This is a genomic window from Microbacterium sp. F2E, from assembly GCF_020905435.1.
In the GTDB taxonomy this organism is placed as follows: Bacteria; Actinomycetota; Actinomycetes; order Actinomycetales; family Microbacteriaceae; genus Microbacterium; species Microbacterium lacticum.
Genome location: NZ_JAJJIB010000011.1, coordinates 15,042 through 29,723 on the forward strand (window position 1 = coordinate 15,042; position 14,682 = coordinate 29,723).

Here is a 14,682-nt window from a genome sequence, read left to right on the forward strand (position 1 = left end):
CTGTCGCGGTCGGAGTGACCGCTGTCCGCGTTCAGTGGCATCCGCACCCGTGGTGGCGGGAATCGAGAGTATCGGGGTCATGTGCGTGCTTTCGGCTCGGGCAAGAGGGCGGGGCAGGGGTGCGGGGTCATGTGAGCCCGGAGTAGGAGTGGAGGCCCTGGAAGAACATGTTCACGATCGTGAAGTTGAACAGCACCGCGACGAACCCGATGATGGACAGCCAGGCGGAGCGGGTGCCGCGCCAGCCGCGGGTCGCGCGGGCGTGGATGTAGCCGGCGTAGAGCACCCAGATCACGAACGTCCACACCTCCTTGACATCGAAGCCCCAGTAGCGACCCCAGGAGTCGTTGGCCCAGATCGCGCCGGCGATCAGGGTGAACGTCCAGAACACGAACCCCACGATCGCGAACCGGTACGCGAGGGACTCGAGCACGTCGGCGGCGGGCAGAGTGCGCAGAAACCCAAGACCGTCGGCGCGGGCAGTGTCCGAGGATGCTCGGGTGCGGCGCTCCCGGCGGGCCTGCAGGAGCTGGGTGATGGAGATGCCGCAGGCGATCGCGAACAGGGCGGTGGCCAGGGACGCGACGAAGACGTGGATGACCAGCCACACGCTCTTGAGCGGATCCATCAGCGGAACGACCTCGACGTAGAACGAGACCGTCGCGCCACCCAGCAGCAGCACCACCATGCCGATCAGGAACGCACCGAGGAAGCGGAGGTCGTAGCGGCGCAGCACCAGCAGGTAGACGGCCACGATCAAGACCGTGCCGGTCAGCGCGAACTCGTACATGTTCGCCCACGGCACCCGCTCCGCGGCGATGCCGCGCAGGATGGTGCCGGCCAGGTGGAACAGGAACGCGAGGACCGTCAGCGACGTCCCGATCCGCGCCCACAGCAGCCGTTGACGCTGCGCGGGCGGCGTGCGAACACTGTCCACCGACCCACTCTGGGCGTTGTCCGTCTGCTGGCCCGCCCGTGCGGTAGCGCCGGCCAGGACCGGCTCCCGCTGCGGGACGCTGGCGGGGACGGAGCGCCCGGCCAGGTCGATGGTGTACGCGATGAACGCGAGCAGGTAGGTGGCGATCGCCGTCCACACCAGCAGCAGTGAGATGCCGTCGAGGGAGAGCGCGTCGGTTCCGGTCATGGCAGGGTCGTCCTCTTCGTCGTTGCGGTCAGGGGGTGCCCGCGAGCGGGGTGGCGCGGTAGATCCGTGCACATCGGTCAGCCCGCGTTCGCTTCCAGCCAGGCCAGCGAGTCCACGGCCGCGCTCAATGTTCCCGCCGTCAGCAGAGTGCGCCGGCTCACCCCGGCCCGGAATGCGCGGCTCTCCGCGGGCGTGGGCGCGCACCCACACTCCTCCGCCGTCAGGTCACCAGGAAGGGTGAGATCGCTGCCCGTCGCCAGCGTTCGCAGCGACCAGGCCAGTCGACCTCCGGCAGGCCTCATCCGTGGCGTGTTCATGGGTGCCTCCCCGGATCAGTCGAACGATCTGCGGCGGCCGCACGCGTGCGGGCACGGTGGGAGAACCCCGCCGCGGTGAGAGCGCCGGCGGCAGCGAGGACGATGAGAGCGGTGAGCCAGGGACCGAGGATCACCGCCGGGGTGAGTCCGGTGCGCAGCGGGACGGTGGTGATCGACGCGTCAACGGTGTCGACGCCGATGCTGTCGACGGTGGTGCCGTCCGGGGTGATGACCTGGCTGGTGCCCACCGTGGAGACGTTGACGACCGCGCGGCCGGTTTCGATGGCGCGCATCCGGGCGAACGCGAGCTGCTGCAGGTTCTCGTCGGTGCCGCGGAAGTCGGCGTTGTTGGTCTGGAACACGAACACCTCTGCGCCGGCGCGGGCACCGTCCCAGATCACGGCGTCGTAGATCACGTCGAAGCAGATCGCCAACCCCACCCCGACGTCGCCGACCTGCACGAGCGGCGGGTTGCTGCCGGGGGTGTATTCGCGTTGGATCAAGCCCACCAGGTCGGGGACGATCAGCTCGTAGAACCACCGGTCCGGCACGTACTCGCCGAACGGGACCGGGTTGACCTTGTCGTGCCACTGCCGGCCCGTGGGATCCGCGGTCCACAGCAGGGACGTGTTGAAGACATCGTCGCCGCGGGTGGTGGCGGCGTTCATCAGCAACGGCGCCCCGGCCGAGCGCACGACCCGGTCCAACGCCTCGGCGGCGGCGGGATCACTGAGCGGGTCGGCGTCGACGCCGCCCTCCGGCCAGGCCAGCAGATCCATCGGCTGCCCGTACAGCGGCACCGTGGCGGCGGTCTGCGCGGCCAGGACGTCGCCGGGCACCTTGTCGTCGAAGTACCCGGTGGGGCCGTTGCCCTGCACCCATCCCACGCGGAACTCCCCGGCCGGCGCGGTGGGGAACTGCGGCGCTATCACCAGGAGAGCGGCGACGCTCACAGCAGGGTGCAACCCGAGCATGAAGCGGATGCCGCCGGCGCGGATCCACTGCACCACAGAGGCGCACAGAATGACGATCAGCAGGGACAGGCCGGTCACGCTCGTCCACGACACGGCCTCCGCGAGCGGGCCGCCCACCTGGGTCATCCCGAGGCGCGCCCACGGGAACCCGGAGTACGGCCACGCACCCATCACCACCTCACGGGCCGTCCACAGAACCCCGATCAGCGGCGGTACCGCGAGCAGCTGCACGAGGCCGCGGGCCGGATAGCGGGCGGTCCACCGGTAGGCGAGCGCGATCGGCACCGCGCCCGCGCCGAACAGGACCGCTTCCAGCCCGGCGAGGGCAAGCCACGGCACCGGGCCGAGGAACTCCCCCACCCACACCAGATGGGTCGTGTAGAACACGGCGCCGAACACAGTGCCGACCAGCAGCGCCCCGCCGATGCTGCGGCCGATCAGGGCCACCAGGGCGACCGTGACACTCACGAACGTCAACGGCCACCACCCCACCGGTGCGGAGGCGAGATCCAGCAGCAGGCCGGCGGCCGCGGATGCCAGCACCGCCGCCCACACCGGCAGCGACCATGCCGCCACGGTGCGGCGCGGCGTCTCCTGCTCCGGTGCGGCGGCCGGGGCGGGTGTCGGCAAAGGCGTGCGCATCGGTCAGGTGTCTTTCTGGTGGAGTCGGGTGAGGTAGTCGTTGTACGCGTCGAGCTCAGGGTCGCCGTGTGCGTCGGCGCGACGGTCGGCGGCGACCGCTTGGGCGGTGTCGTCGCGGAACCAGCGGTGCATGACGTAGATGAGCATCAGCAAGGTGGGGGCCTCGCCGTAGGACCAGGCCAGCCCGCCGGCGAGGCGCTGGTCTTCGATCGGGTCGATGCCCAGCGCGCTCGTCGGGCCGGCGAACCCGTCGATGAGGGTAGTGGTGGCCATCATCAGGAAGACGCCGAAGAAGGCGTGCACGGCGGCCTCGGCGAACACGTCCAGGGCGCGGCCGCCGTGGCTCATCCGCACCGGCAGCGGGTCCGACGACAGGATCGGGATGGTGAACAGCATCCCGGCGACCAGGAACCCGACCTCGAGGAGGGTATGGCCGGTGACGGTGGACAGGATCGGATCGGCGAAGTTCGCCAGGTACAGACCGTAAAACGCGGCCAGGTATAGCGGCACCGCCAGCCACGGGCTGAGCAGCCACCGTGCGGTGCGACTGCGTAGCCCGGCGTGCGCGGCGCGGAGCACCAGGAGACCTGGGCCGTGGTGCGGGGTGGCGCGCAGCAGCAGGGTGCCGGGAGAGCCGAGGACCAGCAGCGGCGGGATCGCCATCATCAGGGTGAGCTGCTGGAACATGAACACCGAGAACAGGGCGTACCCGAAGTTCTCCACCGCCAGGCCGGTGACCGCGGCGAGGGCGACGCAGCCGAGCAGGAAGCTGACCGTCCGCCACACCGGCCAGCCGCGGCCGCGGACCCACATCCGGATCGCACCGGCCAGGTAGGCGACCGCGAGGAGTCCCGCGAGGAGCGGTAGCACCGGAGCCGGAAGCGGGGCCGGGGTGAGGAACCCGCCGAGGGTCGGCGGGGCGTCCGGGATCCACACGGTCGTCACGGTGTGTCCTTCGCAGGCTGGTCTACGCCGAGGGCGTGCGCGTGGCGGGTCGCGAACTCGTCGACGGCGCGCGCCAAAGCGGGGTCTTCGCCGCGGGCCAGTCCCGCGTACTCGACGTGCACACCATCCGGGGTGGTGCGGGCTTTCACCCAGAGCCGGCGGCGGGGCACGAACAGGCCGGCGAACAGGCCGAGGGTGGCGAGCACGGAGAACGCGAGCACCCAGCCGCTGCTGGGGTCGCGTTGGATCTGCAGCGACGCGAACCGCTTCACCGGCTCCTCCGCCGTGACCTCCTCCCAGGTGATCGTGCCCCACCCGTTCGGCAGGTCGACGGTGGCGCCGGGGGTGAGCTCAAGGGAGTCGGCGGCGGTGTCGCCGCCGGTGTGCTGGGTGAGCCCGTCGACCTCGAGCGTGTACACCGACCTCGGAGTGCCGTCGTCGATGCCGAGATCCCCGCTGAACACGTTGAGAGTCAGCACCGGATTGACCACGTCCGGGTAGACGGAGGTGAACGCGCCGGAGGGCAACACCCCCTGGGTGGGGTAGAAGAACCCGACCAGCCCGACCTGTTCGGGCAGCCCGTCCGGGATCTTGATGATGCCCAGCGAGGTCATGTTGGAGTCCTGCGGCAGGAACGGCTGCGACTCGCTGTACACCACCTCGCCGGCGGCGTCGCGGATCGTGAGGGTGGGGGCGTAGCCGTTGCCGAGCAGGTAGATGCGATCGCCGTCGACGGTGATCGGGTAGTTCACGATCACGCTCTGCGCCCGATCGTCCTGCCCGGGTTGGCGGATGGTGATGTCGGCGGAGAAGTCTCCGGCCTGGCCTGCGCCGGGGGTGCCGGGCAGCCGGTAGGAGACCTGGAAGTCGTCGAGGGTGAGCGAGTAGGGTGCAAGGCCCGTGCCGTCGACGAAACGGCCGGGGTTGAACGAGGAGTAGTCGCTGAGCGCGTTCACGAACGTGGTGCCCTCCACCACCACCCGCTGCCCGGTATACGCGAACGACCCGCCGATCGCGACCGAGACCAGCACGCCGACGAGGGCGACGTGGAAGATCAGGTTGCCGGTCTCGCGCAGGTAGCCGCGCTCGGCCGACACCGACGCGGCTCCGCGGGCGTCGTATCGCTCCACCCGGTATCCGGCCTTGCGCAGCTGCTCTGCCGCGACGTCGATCGCGTGCGCGGCCGGGTCGGTCCTCCCTTCCTCTCTCGGCAAGGTCAGTTCCCGGTACTCCGAGAGCCGCGACAGCCGGGCCGGGGTGCGAGGGGGGCGGGAGCGGAGCGCCTTGTAGTGGTGCTTGGCGCGCGGGATCACGCAGCCGATCAGGGAGGTGAACAGCAGCAGATAGATCGCGGAGAACCACGGCGACAGGTACACGTCGAACAGGCCGACCGCATCGGCGAGGGGGAACACGTCAGGGTTGTCCCGCTCCCACTGGATGACACCGTTGGGGTCGGCGCTGCGCTGCGGGAACAGGGACCCGGGGACGGCGGCGATCGCGAGGAACAGCAGCAGGACCAATGCGGTGCGCATGCTGGTCAGCTGCCGCCATGCCCACCGCAACCACCCGGTGATGCCCAGCGCCGGCTGGGTGATCTCCGTCGCGGATTCGCTGTCGGCGTGGTCGCCGGGGCGTAGCGGGTCGGCGGTGACGTCGATGCCGGTGTCAGAGCGGGAGGGGGACATTGATCACCACCTGTTGCAGCTGCGACATCAGTGCCGTCCACAGCCCGGTCACCATCAGCAGGCCGAGGGCGATGAGCATGGCCCCGCCGATGATGTTCAGGGCGCGGATGTGGCGGCGCAGGAACGTCACCGATCGGGACGCCCACCCCCATCCGGCCGCGAGGATCAGGAACGGGATGCCCAGGCCCAGCGAGTACGCGAGCCCGAGCAGGCCCGCGCGGGCGGGGTCACCGAGGTTCCACGACATGGAGATGATCGCTGCGAGCGTCGGGCCGATACAGGGGGTCCAGCCGACGCCGAGCGCGAACCCGAGAAGCGGCGCCCCGATCAGCCCGGTCCTACCCTGGGCGCGAGGGCGGAGGGTGCGCTGGGCGATGCCGAAGAAGCCGAGGAACACCAGGCCGAGGGCGATGATGACGACCCCGAAGACGCGAGTGAGCACATTGGCGTATTGCAGCAGCAGGTACCCGAAGGTGCCGCCGAGGATCGTGACGGCGACGAACACCACGGTGAACCCGGCGATGAACAATGTCACGCCCAGCAGCAGCCGCGCGCGCTCCGCCGTCACCGTGCGCCCCCCGTCCAGCGTGGGGGCCGCGGTCGTCGTGGTGGTGCTGCCGAGGTAGCCGAGGTAGCCAGGCACCAGCGGCAGCACGCACGGGGACACGAACGACACCAGCCCGGCGAGGATCGCGACCGGGATCGCGACCCACAGGGCGCCGTCGACGATCACCGCTCCCGGATTCATGAGCTGTCCTCGGCGAGGGTGTCGGCGACCAGGGTGGACAGGATCGACGCGCTGGCCAACTGCCCGATGATCCGCGCCGCGACCCGCCCCTCCTGGTCGATGACCAAGGTGGTGGGGGTGGCCTGGATCGGAGTGACCTGCGCGAACGCGAGCTTGACCCGTCCGTCGTTCACGTCGATCACGCTCGGGTAGGTGACGTTGTTGTCACGGGCGAACGACAGTGCGGTGGCTGGCTGGTCGTAGGTGTTCACCCCGAGGAACGCGACGCTCTGGTCCTGATACTCCTGCCAGACCTCCTCGAGCATCGGGGCTTCGACGATGCACGGCCCGCACGCGGCGTACCAGAAGTTCACCACCAGCACCCCGCCGCGGTAGTCGTCACTGGACACCGTCTCCCCGGTCTCGGTGACGCCCTCGAACACCACCGGCTCCCCGCGGTCGGCATCCGGGATCTCGACGATCTGGAAGTCACCGGCGATGTAGCCCTTCTCGCTTCCGTCCCGGTACTGCTGCGCGAGCGAGTCGCTGGACGTGCACCCGGCCAGCAGCAGCGCCGCGACCAGCGTCATGGCGGCAAGGACGGGGCGGCGGATCATGCGCGCTTGACCTTGATCAGGGCGCCGGCGACCAGGAACACGACCGCGGCGACCGGCTGCGCCGCAGTCCACACCGGGCCGGTGAACGGGAACGGGAACACCGGGTTCCAAATCACGGCGATCACGACGAACACAGGCAACCACCACCACTGCCGCGCCTGGATCGCGAACCACCCCACGATGACCGCGAAGATCGCGGCGACGAACAGCACAACGGTGAACCAGTCCCCGCCCATCAGTACCGGCGCGAGGAACAACACCGCCGCCGCGAGCAGCCCCGGCGCGAACGCGTTGCGCTGGTATACGGACGGGGTCCGCTGCTTCGCCATCATGACCCGCTCACCACGGAGCCCGTCGCAGGCGCCGCGCTGTCCGCGCTGACGCGGGAGCGGCGGTGTCGGGTCCACAGGCTCAGGCCGAGGACGATGACGCCGGCACCGAGGGCGACGTCGGCGAGGTTGCCGATGAACAGGTTCCCGTAGGCGAGGAAGTCGGTGACGTGCCCGACCCCGAACCCAGGGGGGGAGAACAGCCGGTCGATCAGGTTCCCGATCGCGCCCCCGAGGATCAGGCCGATCCCCATCGCCCACCATCCGGTCCGCGCCCGCGCGGCGGCGACGACCAGCAGCACCACGGCACCGACCCCGAGGAGAGTGAGCAGCCCGGTGACCCCGGCTCCGAGGGAGAGGATCGCGCCGGGGTTGAACGCGAGCTGCAGCCCGAGCAGATCCCCCAGCAGCGGGATCCGCTCCTCCTGACTCAACCCTCCCAGTGCGGCCGCCTTCGTCGCCTGGTCGACCAGGACCACCACAGCGGCGGCCAGGCACGCGACCGCGAACCGCCGGGTCTGCTCACGAACCATCAGCGGCTCCTCCTGCGTTCGCGAGGGCCGCTGATAACCCGGTCATCAGACCGGCTATCAGGAAGAGGTTTTTGGTGTCAGAAGTCGAAGAGGTCACCGAGGAACCCTTCCTTCCGCCGACGCCCGGAGCGACCGTGATGATCCCTGTCGCGGTCAGAACGGTGGTCGCCCTCGCGCGGATAGGGGGCGGTGCTGGTTTGCCGGCCGCCGCCGGCAAGGTCGGCGGCGCGGTCGATGATCTTGTCGAGCTCGCCACGGTCCAGCCAGACGCCCCGGCACTGCGGGCAGTAGTCGATCTCGACCCCGGAGCGTTCCGTGATCAGCAGGGCGGTCCCGTCGACCGGACATTTCATGAGGGGTTCTCCTTCTGTTGCTGGTCGTCGGCGGTTCCACCATCCGCGGCGGCCGCGGCCGCGGCTGCTCGGTCGCGGCGACGACGCTCTCTGGCCACCATGAGCACGACCACCAGCGCGCCGCCCAGCACGATTACGCCACTCAGGACCGCAAGGACGGGGAGGAGTTCCCCACCTCCGGATGGCCCGTTGTGAACCTCTCCGGACGTATTGGCGGCAGATGTGGGAGACGGGTCGGGTGTCTGCTCCTCGGTCGCTTCGGGGGTAGGGGCGCTGGTGGGGACGGTGACCGCTTCGACGGTGTACTGGTACTCGTTGCTGATCGGGTGCCCGTCGCTGGACACGACCCGCCACCGCACCGTGTACACGCCCGCCTGACCAGGCGTCACCGCCTGGGTGACCGTGGTCCCGTCGATGACCGGATCCCCCGATGCGATGTTCTGCCCGTCCGGGGCGACCACCTCAATGATCACGGCGCTGAAATCGGTGAGGATCTCGCCGCTGAACGTCAGCGAAATCTCCTCCGGGACCACGCTGACCGTGGATCCGGCTTCCGGGGAGGAGGAGACGATCTCATCGTGCGCGGCTGCGGGCGCCGCGGTGGCGAACAGGAGCCCGGCGGCCAGCAGCAGCGTCGTCAGAGTGGACAGGAGGAGGATGCGTCTCCGTGAGCCGGATCGGTGCGGGTGTTCGTGGTCGGTGACGGTGGTCAAGGCGGTGGTCCTTTCAGGGCCGGTTGATGATGTGCTGGGCGATCGTCGTCGCGTCTTTCCAGACCCCGGCGAGGGTGTCGGAGCCGCGGCCGCCGTACTGCGGCATCCCCGCCACGAACAGCCCGGGCAGGCCGGTCAGGGTGCGCCGCGGCCGGTCGACGCGGGCCGGTTCCGGGAGCCAGTCGTCGCCAGGGGTGTAGCCGGTGGCGAGGATCACCGAGCGGGGGGATGCCTGCGTGCCATCGGCGAAGGTCACCCCGGCGCCGGCCGCGTCCTGCACCGCAGCTGCGATCGTGACCCCGACGCGGCGCAGCTGCTCATAGCTGTCGCCGAAGATCGGCTCGGGGCGACGCTCCCGCGAGAACAGCGGCACCCTCTCCCCCGCCGCGGCGGGATAGCTCATCGCGGGGCGATGCTGCCGCCGGGTTCGCACGGACAGCGTCACGGTGTGCGACGCGGACAGTTCGCGGGCCAGCTGCACGCCGCTGTTCCCGCCGCCCACGATGAGGAGGTCGCCGACGGGGATCTGCTTCGGGTACAGGTACTCGCTGCTGTGCAGCACTACCCCGGGCACCGTCAATCGGGGTGCCCATTCCGGAATCCGCGGGTGCGCGGCCGCGCCCGTCGCGCAGATCACGTTGCGGGTCTGCACCTCCCCTGCCGTCGTCGACAGCAGCAAAGTCGAACCATTCCCGCGGTGCTCCACCCCGGTCGCCTGGATGCCCCAGACCGTCTCCACGCCCAGCCCGGCTTCCACGAAGGTGAGGTAGTCCGCCATCTCGTCCACTCGCGGATGCCGGCGCTGGTCCCCCAGCAGCCGCCGCGGAGACAGCGCGCTATGCCGGGCGTCGCTGAGAAGCTCCATCGAATGCCACCGTGAGGACCAGGAACGCTGCCCCGTGCTGGCGGCGTCGATCACCACGAACTCGTGCTGCGGCCGCAGCCCTTCCGCGCTCAGAGCCGCGGCAACCGCGAGCCCGGACTGCCCGGCGCCGACGATGATCGCCCGCCGATGCGTCAAACCCGCCCTCATCACTGGCCACCGTTCACCGCAGCCTGGATGGCGTTCTCGAGGTCGTCCCACTCCTGCAGCTCGAGCAGCTCACCGTCGAGGAAGAACGTCGGTGTGCTGCTCACGCCGAGCGCCTGGCCCTCCTCGAAGTCCAGCTCCACCCGCTCCGTCGTGGCCGGGTCCGCCACGGCGGCGTCATAGGCGGCCATGTCCAGACCGATCTCCTCCGCGAAGCCGCGGAACAGGTCGGCGCGAGATTCCTGCGCCTCTCCCCACTCCGCTTGCGTCTCGAACAGCCGGACATACATGTCCTCGAACCGGTCCTGTTGCGCGGCCGCTTCCGCTGCGACCGCCGCGTTCTTGGAGTTGAAATGGCCCGGCAGCGGGAAGTAGCGGACCACATATGTGATCTCCCCCGCGAACTGCTCCCGCAGATCCTCCACGATCGGGAAGAACGCGCCACACGCCTCGCACTCGAAGTCGAGGAACTCGACCAGGGTGACAGCGCCCTCCCCGCCGTCGTCGAGGACATGCGAGCTCTCTCGCACCACCTGCGGGGATGCGTCACCGCCCCCCGATGAAGGTGGAGCGGTCTGGCTCTGATTGACAAGGACGTAGATCAACGCGGCGACCACCATCACCACCACTACGGCTATGGTGACGAGTGTCGCCTTCACAGGGGTTTTCATCGGGTACTCCAAACCAAGACACGGCACAGGACAGAACCCGGGCACGCAGCCCGGGACGAAGCGCCACCCGGAAGGGCGGCGTGCCAAATGTCAGGTTCGGGAAAGACCCAACTGCGTCAGCGAGAAGACGATCGGGTGAGCACGGGCGGCCGGCGCCGGAAGCAGCGAAGGCCTTCGTGGTCCGTCACCGAGCACCGGAGGTATCCGCCGACGCCACAGTCCTCGCAGCACCACCATGAACGTCAGCCCGCACAACACGCCCAGCATGCACAGCGCAGCGCCCACCAACGCGTTCGACCCCGAAAAGCCTCCGCCGGCGACCGCCTCATGCTCAGCCGGAGCATCAGCCACAGGCTCGACATGCGGGTCCATCAACCCAGAAATCACCAGCGGAACAGGAGTCGAACCGTCCGCCTCCGTGTGAGCCGTCGCTGCCAGACCCAGCATCAACAGCAACGCCAAACCGACGCTGGTAATGAGCCTCATTATCAACAGTTGCTCATTCAGCGTCACGGAGCGCGGAGTCCGGGCCGAAGAGACCATCGCCAACAGCCTACCGTGCGCACCTAAACCCACTCTGCGCCCGATTCACCCGAGCACCGGAGCGCCGGCAGCATCGGCCGGGTCCGGCGCGGCTTGCCGGTCAACCAGGACGATGACGACGGCAACGGTGGCGAAAGTGGCTTTGATGGGGGTCTTCACAAGGGCCGATTCCAAGTCGGGTGGTGTTCTGCCACCGCGGGGCGAGGGGGCGGTGGTCAGGCGTGGGCGGGTTCGGGCTCGCAAGCGGGCACCGCGGCGAGTTGCCGTAGCGCAGCGGGGCGACGGGCGGCGCGGACGCCATTGAGGATGACGACGACCTCGGCGATCTCATGCACCAGCACGACGCCGGCGAGCCCGAGGATGCCGAACAGGGCGAGCGGGAACAGCGCGACGATGATCGCCAGAGCCAGACTGATGTTGGCGGTCATGATGCGTCGGCCGCGGCGGGCGAGGGCGAGGGCGCCCGGGATGAGGCAGAGGTCGTGGCCGATGAAGGCGACGTCGGCGGACTCGATCGCCGCCGCGGAGCCTTTCACACCCATCGCGATCCCGACCGTCGCCGTCGCCAGTGCCGGGGCGTCGTTGATGCCGTCGCCGACCATCGCGGTCGGCCGCTGCGTGACGGCGAGAGGCAGCGCCATCGTTCGCCGAACCCCTCATTTCTTACCGATCTGTCGGATCCGACACTTGTCCGACACCTCCCCTGAGAATTCGTCATTTCCATCGAGAACCTTCAACGGCGCGAGATGAGCGTGCCGAGGTAGCTCTTCCGCTTTCCATACGGAATCTCGCCGATGCGACGAAGGTCCTGCTCGCTGATCCCTGAGCGGACCTCGTGCACGTGCGCGTCATACCCGAGCATCAGTCGATCCCCTCGCTCCTCAGTCCAAATGTATCTAGCTGGGTGCGACCGGGGCAGGATGGACCGAAATGTCCATATGGACACATGGTGGACATTTCATCTGCGAAATGGACAACTTCAAAAAAAACCTACACTTCACTACCCGAAGTCCCCCGGCGCCATGTCGGTGAACCGGGAGAAGTGGCCCTGGAAGGCCACCGTCACGGTGTCGGTCGGGCCGTTGCGGTGCTTCGCGACGATCAGGTCGGCCTCGCCGGCGCGGGGGCTGTCTTTCTCGTAGGCGGCTTCGCGGTGCAGCAGGATCACCATGTCGGCATCCTGCTCGATCGAGCCCGACTCACGCAGGTCGCTGATCGCGGGCTTCTTGTCGGCGCGCTGCTCGGGACCACGGTTCAGCTGCGACAGCGCGATGACCGGCACCTGCAGTTCTTTCGCGAGTAGCTTGAGCGCGCGCGAGAACTCCGAGACCTCCTGCTGGCGGCTCTCGACGCGCTTGCCCGACGTCATCAGCTGCAGGTAGTCGATCACGACCATCTGGAGACCCACGCGCTGCTTCAGCTTGCGGCACTTCGCGCGGATCTCGACGAGCGTCATGTTCGGCGAATCGTCAATGTACAGCGGAGCGTCGTTGATGCGCCCGCGGGTCGACGCGATCGTCGTCCAGTCGCGCGAGTCGAGCGACCCCTTCCGCATCGATTGCAGCGGCACGGCGCCCTCGGCGCTCATCAAGCGCATCGCGATCTCGCTGCGCCCCATCTCCAGCGAGAAGAAGATCGTCGGACGGTTGTGCTTGATCGCCGCGGCGCGGGCGAAATCGAGCGCGAGCGTCGACTTACCCATCGCGGGGCGCGCGGCCACGACGATCATCTGACCCGGGTGCAGTCCGTTCGTCAGCTGGTCGAGGCCGGCGAAGCCGGTCGGGATGCCCGTCATCTGACCGTCGCGGCCCCGCGCCGCCTCGATCTCCTCGATCGCCGCGCCCACGGCGACCTCGAGGGCGACATAGTCTTCGGCCTGCTCGGCGCCGGTCACCGAGTAGATCTCGGCCTGCGCATTGTTGACGAGGTCGAGCGCCTCGCCCTGACCGTTGTACCCCATTTGCACGATGCGGGTACCAGCCTCGACGAGTCGCCGCAGCAGCGCACGCTCACGCACGATCGATGCGTAGTAGGCGGAGTTCGCCGCCGTCGGCACGATCGACGTCAACGAGTGCAGGTAGTCCGCGCCACCCGCGCGCATGAGGTCACCGGTCTTGATCAGCTCGTCGGTCACGGCGACGACGTCGGTGGGCTCGCCGTGCGAGTAGAGGCTCAGGATCGCCTCGAAGATCAGTTCGTGTTTGGGCACGTAGAAGTCGGTGCCGCGGATCGACTCGACGACGTCGGCGACGGCGTCAGCCGAGAGCAGCATGCCCCCGAGCGTCGACTGCTCGGCCAGCAGATCGTGCGGCGGCGTGCGCTCGTTGCGTCGGTCGGGAGAACCGCCCAGACGGTCGTCAGAGATGTCAGCGATCGACATGCAGCGCCTTTCTCTTCACGTGTCCCCCGGCCCCGCTCGCCGGGCCACAGGCCACGCTAAGGACGACCTCCGACACTCGCAAACCACCCTGTGGATAACTGTGTGGAGAGTCTGCGCGAAACGCCGCGCCGCATGTGGACAGCGGGTGTGGAAAACGCCCGGGATGCACCCTCAACGCAAGTATTTTCTCCCGTTAGATCAGGTGATTCTTCACTCACACCCTGTGGACGCACAATGTGGTTGAAGTGTGGGTTGAAGGTTGTGCCCACGCGGACGAGTTGGGGACAACCCTGCGGAAAACGACCCCGCCGATCGGCGAGTTTGTCAATACCCCGTGAACGTCAATTCTCGCGCGACGCGGCGGCTCCGCCGCCCTCGGCGTCTGCCACGCCGCCCGCCGTGGAGACGGGCTCGTCAACGGGTGAGCACCAGGTTGCTCAGCAGCTGATAGCTGCCGAGATCCCACCCGATCACGTTGCTGATGCCGATGTTCGCGGCCGTGTACGGGTCGACGCCGACGTTGATCGCCTTCAACAGACCGTTGCCGATGCCGGAAACGGCGGATGCCGCGACCCGCACCCCTGCGAGAGGGGGCGGGCCGCGGCATCCGTGCCGGCGGCGAAGGGTTACTTCGCGGCAACCACCTGCAGGGTGATCACGGCGGTCAGGTCGTCACGCAGGCGAACGGTCGCCTCGTGCTCGCCCGTGGCCTTGATCGGCGCGGTGATGTGGATCTTGCGCTTGTCGAGCTCGCCGAGACCGGCGGCCTTGACGGCGTCGGCCACGTCGGCGGTCTTCACGGCGCCGAAGAGGCGGCCTTCCTTGCCGGCCTTGACCGACAGCTTGACCTTGTTCGACTCGAGGGCGTCCTTGAGCGCGACAGCCTCTTCGTGGTCGTGGATCGCGCGGGCGTCACGGGCGGCACGGATGGATGCCACCTGCTTCTCGCCACCACGGGTCCAGGCCACGGCGAAGCCCTGGGGGATGAGGTAGTTGCGGGCGTACCCGTTCTTGACCTCGATGACGTCACCGGCGCTTCCGAGCCCGGCAACCTCGTTCGTGAGAATCAGCTTTGCCAT

The 14,682-nt window shown here is 68.7% G+C and carries 17 protein-coding genes and 1 pseudogene; all 18 read right to left on the reverse strand.

Translation table 11 applies throughout. The features are described from left to right. Positions 1-127: 127 nt before the first annotated feature. Positions 128-1,144: a c-type cytochrome biogenesis protein CcsB gene (gene ccsB / locus LOK55_RS09645; RefSeq protein WP_045246027.1), complete on the reverse strand. Its 1,017-nt coding sequence runs from the start codon at positions 1,142-1,144 to the stop codon at positions 128-130. Positions 1,145-1,457: 313 nt separating this feature from the next. Then, the gene (gene lnt, locus LOK55_RS09650) at positions 1,458-3,077 is read right to left on the reverse strand and encodes an apolipoprotein N-acyltransferase (protein ID WP_101305216.1); all 1,620 of its coding nucleotides are present in this window, start codon (positions 3,075-3,077) and stop codon (positions 1,458-1,460) included. A gap of 3 nt (positions 3,078-3,080) precedes the next feature. Further along, positions 3,081-4,022, reverse strand: a complete 942-nt coding sequence (locus LOK55_RS09655; RefSeq protein ID WP_229935215.1) for a cytochrome c oxidase assembly protein — start codon at positions 4,020-4,022, stop codon at positions 3,081-3,083. After that, positions 4,019-5,707, reverse strand: a complete 1,689-nt coding sequence (locus tag LOK55_RS09660) for a cytochrome c biogenesis protein ResB (protein ID WP_045246897.1) — start codon at positions 5,705-5,707, stop codon at positions 4,019-4,021. The genes LOK55_RS09655 and LOK55_RS09660 overlap by 4 nt, the downstream gene beginning before the upstream one ends. Then, positions 5,688-6,455 carry a cytochrome c biogenesis CcdA family protein gene (locus LOK55_RS09665; protein ID WP_045246898.1) on the reverse strand — a complete coding sequence of 256 codons (768 nt, stop codon included), beginning with the start codon at positions 6,453-6,455 and terminating at the stop codon, positions 5,688-5,690. Before LOK55_RS09665 ends, LOK55_RS09660 begins: the two co-directional genes overlap by 20 nt. Then, a complete protein-coding gene (locus tag LOK55_RS09670; RefSeq protein WP_054679003.1) occupies positions 6,452-7,051 on the reverse strand; it encodes a TlpA disulfide reductase family protein in 600 nt (199 codons plus the stop codon). Before LOK55_RS09670 ends, LOK55_RS09665 begins: the two co-directional genes overlap by 4 nt. Further along, positions 7,048-7,383 (reverse strand): DUF6804 family protein, encoded by a 336-nt coding sequence (locus LOK55_RS09675; protein WP_054679000.1) that lies wholly within the window; start codon positions 7,381-7,383, stop codon positions 7,048-7,050. The genes LOK55_RS09670 and LOK55_RS09675 overlap by 4 nt, the downstream gene beginning before the upstream one ends. Continuing rightward, positions 7,380-7,913 carry a signal peptidase II gene (locus LOK55_RS09680; protein WP_045246901.1) on the reverse strand — a complete coding sequence of 178 codons (534 nt, stop codon included), beginning with the start codon at positions 7,911-7,913 and terminating at the stop codon, positions 7,380-7,382. Before LOK55_RS09680 ends, LOK55_RS09675 begins: the two co-directional genes overlap by 4 nt. Before the next feature lie 77 nt (positions 7,914-7,990). After that, positions 7,991-8,266 (reverse strand): zf-TFIIB domain-containing protein, encoded by a 276-nt coding sequence (locus LOK55_RS09685; RefSeq protein ID WP_045246902.1) that lies wholly within the window; start codon positions 8,264-8,266, stop codon positions 7,991-7,993. Next, a complete protein-coding gene (locus tag LOK55_RS09690) occupies positions 8,263-8,979 on the reverse strand; it encodes a copper resistance CopC family protein (RefSeq protein WP_048809232.1) in 717 nt (238 codons plus the stop codon). Before LOK55_RS09690 ends, LOK55_RS09685 begins: the two co-directional genes overlap by 4 nt. Positions 8,980-8,992: 13 nt before the next feature. Next, on the reverse strand, positions 8,993-10,012 hold the full coding sequence (locus LOK55_RS09695; protein WP_229935216.1) for an NAD(P)-binding domain-containing protein: 1,020 nt from the start codon (positions 10,010-10,012) through the stop codon (positions 8,993-8,995). Next, a complete protein-coding gene (locus LOK55_RS09700) occupies positions 10,012-10,680 on the reverse strand; it encodes a thioredoxin domain-containing protein (protein ID WP_076688290.1) in 669 nt (222 codons plus the stop codon). Before LOK55_RS09700 ends, LOK55_RS09695 begins: the two co-directional genes overlap by 1 nt. Before the next feature lie 90 nt (positions 10,681-10,770). Next, the gene (locus tag LOK55_RS09705) at positions 10,771-11,223 is read right to left on the reverse strand and encodes a hypothetical protein (protein ID WP_229935217.1); all 453 of its coding nucleotides are present in this window, start codon (positions 11,221-11,223) and stop codon (positions 10,771-10,773) included. Positions 11,224-11,438: 215 nt separating this feature from the next. Next, positions 11,439-11,840, reverse strand: a pseudogene (locus tag LOK55_RS09710) (cation-transporting P-type ATPase); the annotation flags it as partial. A gap of 116 nt (positions 11,841-11,956) precedes the next feature. Beyond that, positions 11,957-12,085, reverse strand: a complete 129-nt coding sequence (locus LOK55_RS14090; RefSeq protein WP_268252486.1) for a hypothetical protein — start codon at positions 12,083-12,085, stop codon at positions 11,957-11,959. A gap of 138 nt (positions 12,086-12,223) precedes the next feature. Continuing rightward, positions 12,224-13,603, reverse strand: a complete 1,380-nt coding sequence (gene dnaB / locus LOK55_RS09715) for a replicative DNA helicase (protein WP_229935218.1) — start codon at positions 13,601-13,603, stop codon at positions 12,224-12,226. Between the two features lie 414 nt (positions 13,604-14,017). Further along, entirely contained in the window at positions 14,018-14,182 is a 165-nt protein-coding gene (locus LOK55_RS09720; RefSeq protein ID WP_229935219.1) for a hypothetical protein, read from the reverse strand. A 47-nt stretch (positions 14,183-14,229) separates the two neighbouring features. Continuing rightward, positions 14,230-14,682, reverse strand: coding sequence for a 50S ribosomal protein L9 (gene rplI, locus LOK55_RS09725; RefSeq protein ID WP_229935220.1), 453 nt, complete (start codon positions 14,680-14,682; stop codon positions 14,230-14,232).

Excerpts from the sequence above, each read along its gene's own strand:
- LOK55_RS09665 (WP_045246898.1), bottom strand. The coding sequence starts at position 6,455 with ATGAATCCGGGAGCGGTGATCGTCGACGGCGCCCTGTGGGTCGCGATC.
- ccsB (WP_045246027.1), bottom strand. The coding sequence starts at position 1,144 with ATGACCGGAACCGACGCGCTCTCCCTCGACGGCATCTCACTGCTGCTG.
- LOK55_RS09705 (WP_229935217.1), bottom strand. The coding sequence starts at position 11,223 with ATGGTCTCTTCGGCCCGGACTCCGCGCTCCGTGACGCTGAATGAGCAA.
- LOK55_RS09680 (WP_045246901.1), bottom strand. The coding sequence starts at position 7,913 with ATGGTTCGTGAGCAGACCCGGCGGTTCGCGGTCGCGTGCCTGGCCGCC.
- dnaB (WP_229935218.1), bottom strand. The coding sequence starts at position 13,603 with ATGTCGATCGCTGACATCTCTGACGACCGTCTGGGCGGTTCTCCCGAC.
- LOK55_RS09700 (WP_076688290.1), bottom strand. The coding sequence starts at position 10,680 with ATGAAAACCCCTGTGAAGGCGACACTCGTCACCATAGCCGTAGTGGTG.
- LOK55_RS09675 (WP_054679000.1), bottom strand. The coding sequence starts at position 7,383 with ATGATGGCGAAGCAGCGGACCCCGTCCGTATACCAGCGCAACGCGTTC.
- rplI (WP_229935220.1), bottom strand. The coding sequence starts at position 14,682 with ATGGCAAAGCTGATTCTCACGAACGAGGTTGCCGGGCTCGGAAGCGCC.
- LOK55_RS09685 (WP_045246902.1), bottom strand. The coding sequence starts at position 8,266 with ATGAAATGTCCGGTCGACGGGACCGCCCTGCTGATCACGGAACGCTCC.
- LOK55_RS09695 (WP_229935216.1), bottom strand. The coding sequence starts at position 10,012 with ATGAGGGCGGGTTTGACGCATCGGCGGGCGATCATCGTCGGCGCCGGG.
- LOK55_RS09660 (WP_045246897.1), bottom strand. The coding sequence starts at position 5,707 with ATGTCCCCCTCCCGCTCTGACACCGGCATCGACGTCACCGCCGACCCG.
- LOK55_RS09670 (WP_054679003.1), bottom strand. The coding sequence starts at position 7,051 with ATGATCCGCCGCCCCGTCCTTGCCGCCATGACGCTGGTCGCGGCGCTG.
- LOK55_RS14090 (WP_268252486.1), bottom strand. The coding sequence starts at position 12,085 with ATGCTCGGGTATGACGCGCACGTGCACGAGGTCCGCTCAGGGATCAGC.
- lnt (WP_101305216.1), bottom strand. The coding sequence starts at position 3,077 with ATGCGCACGCCTTTGCCGACACCCGCCCCGGCCGCCGCACCGGAGCAG.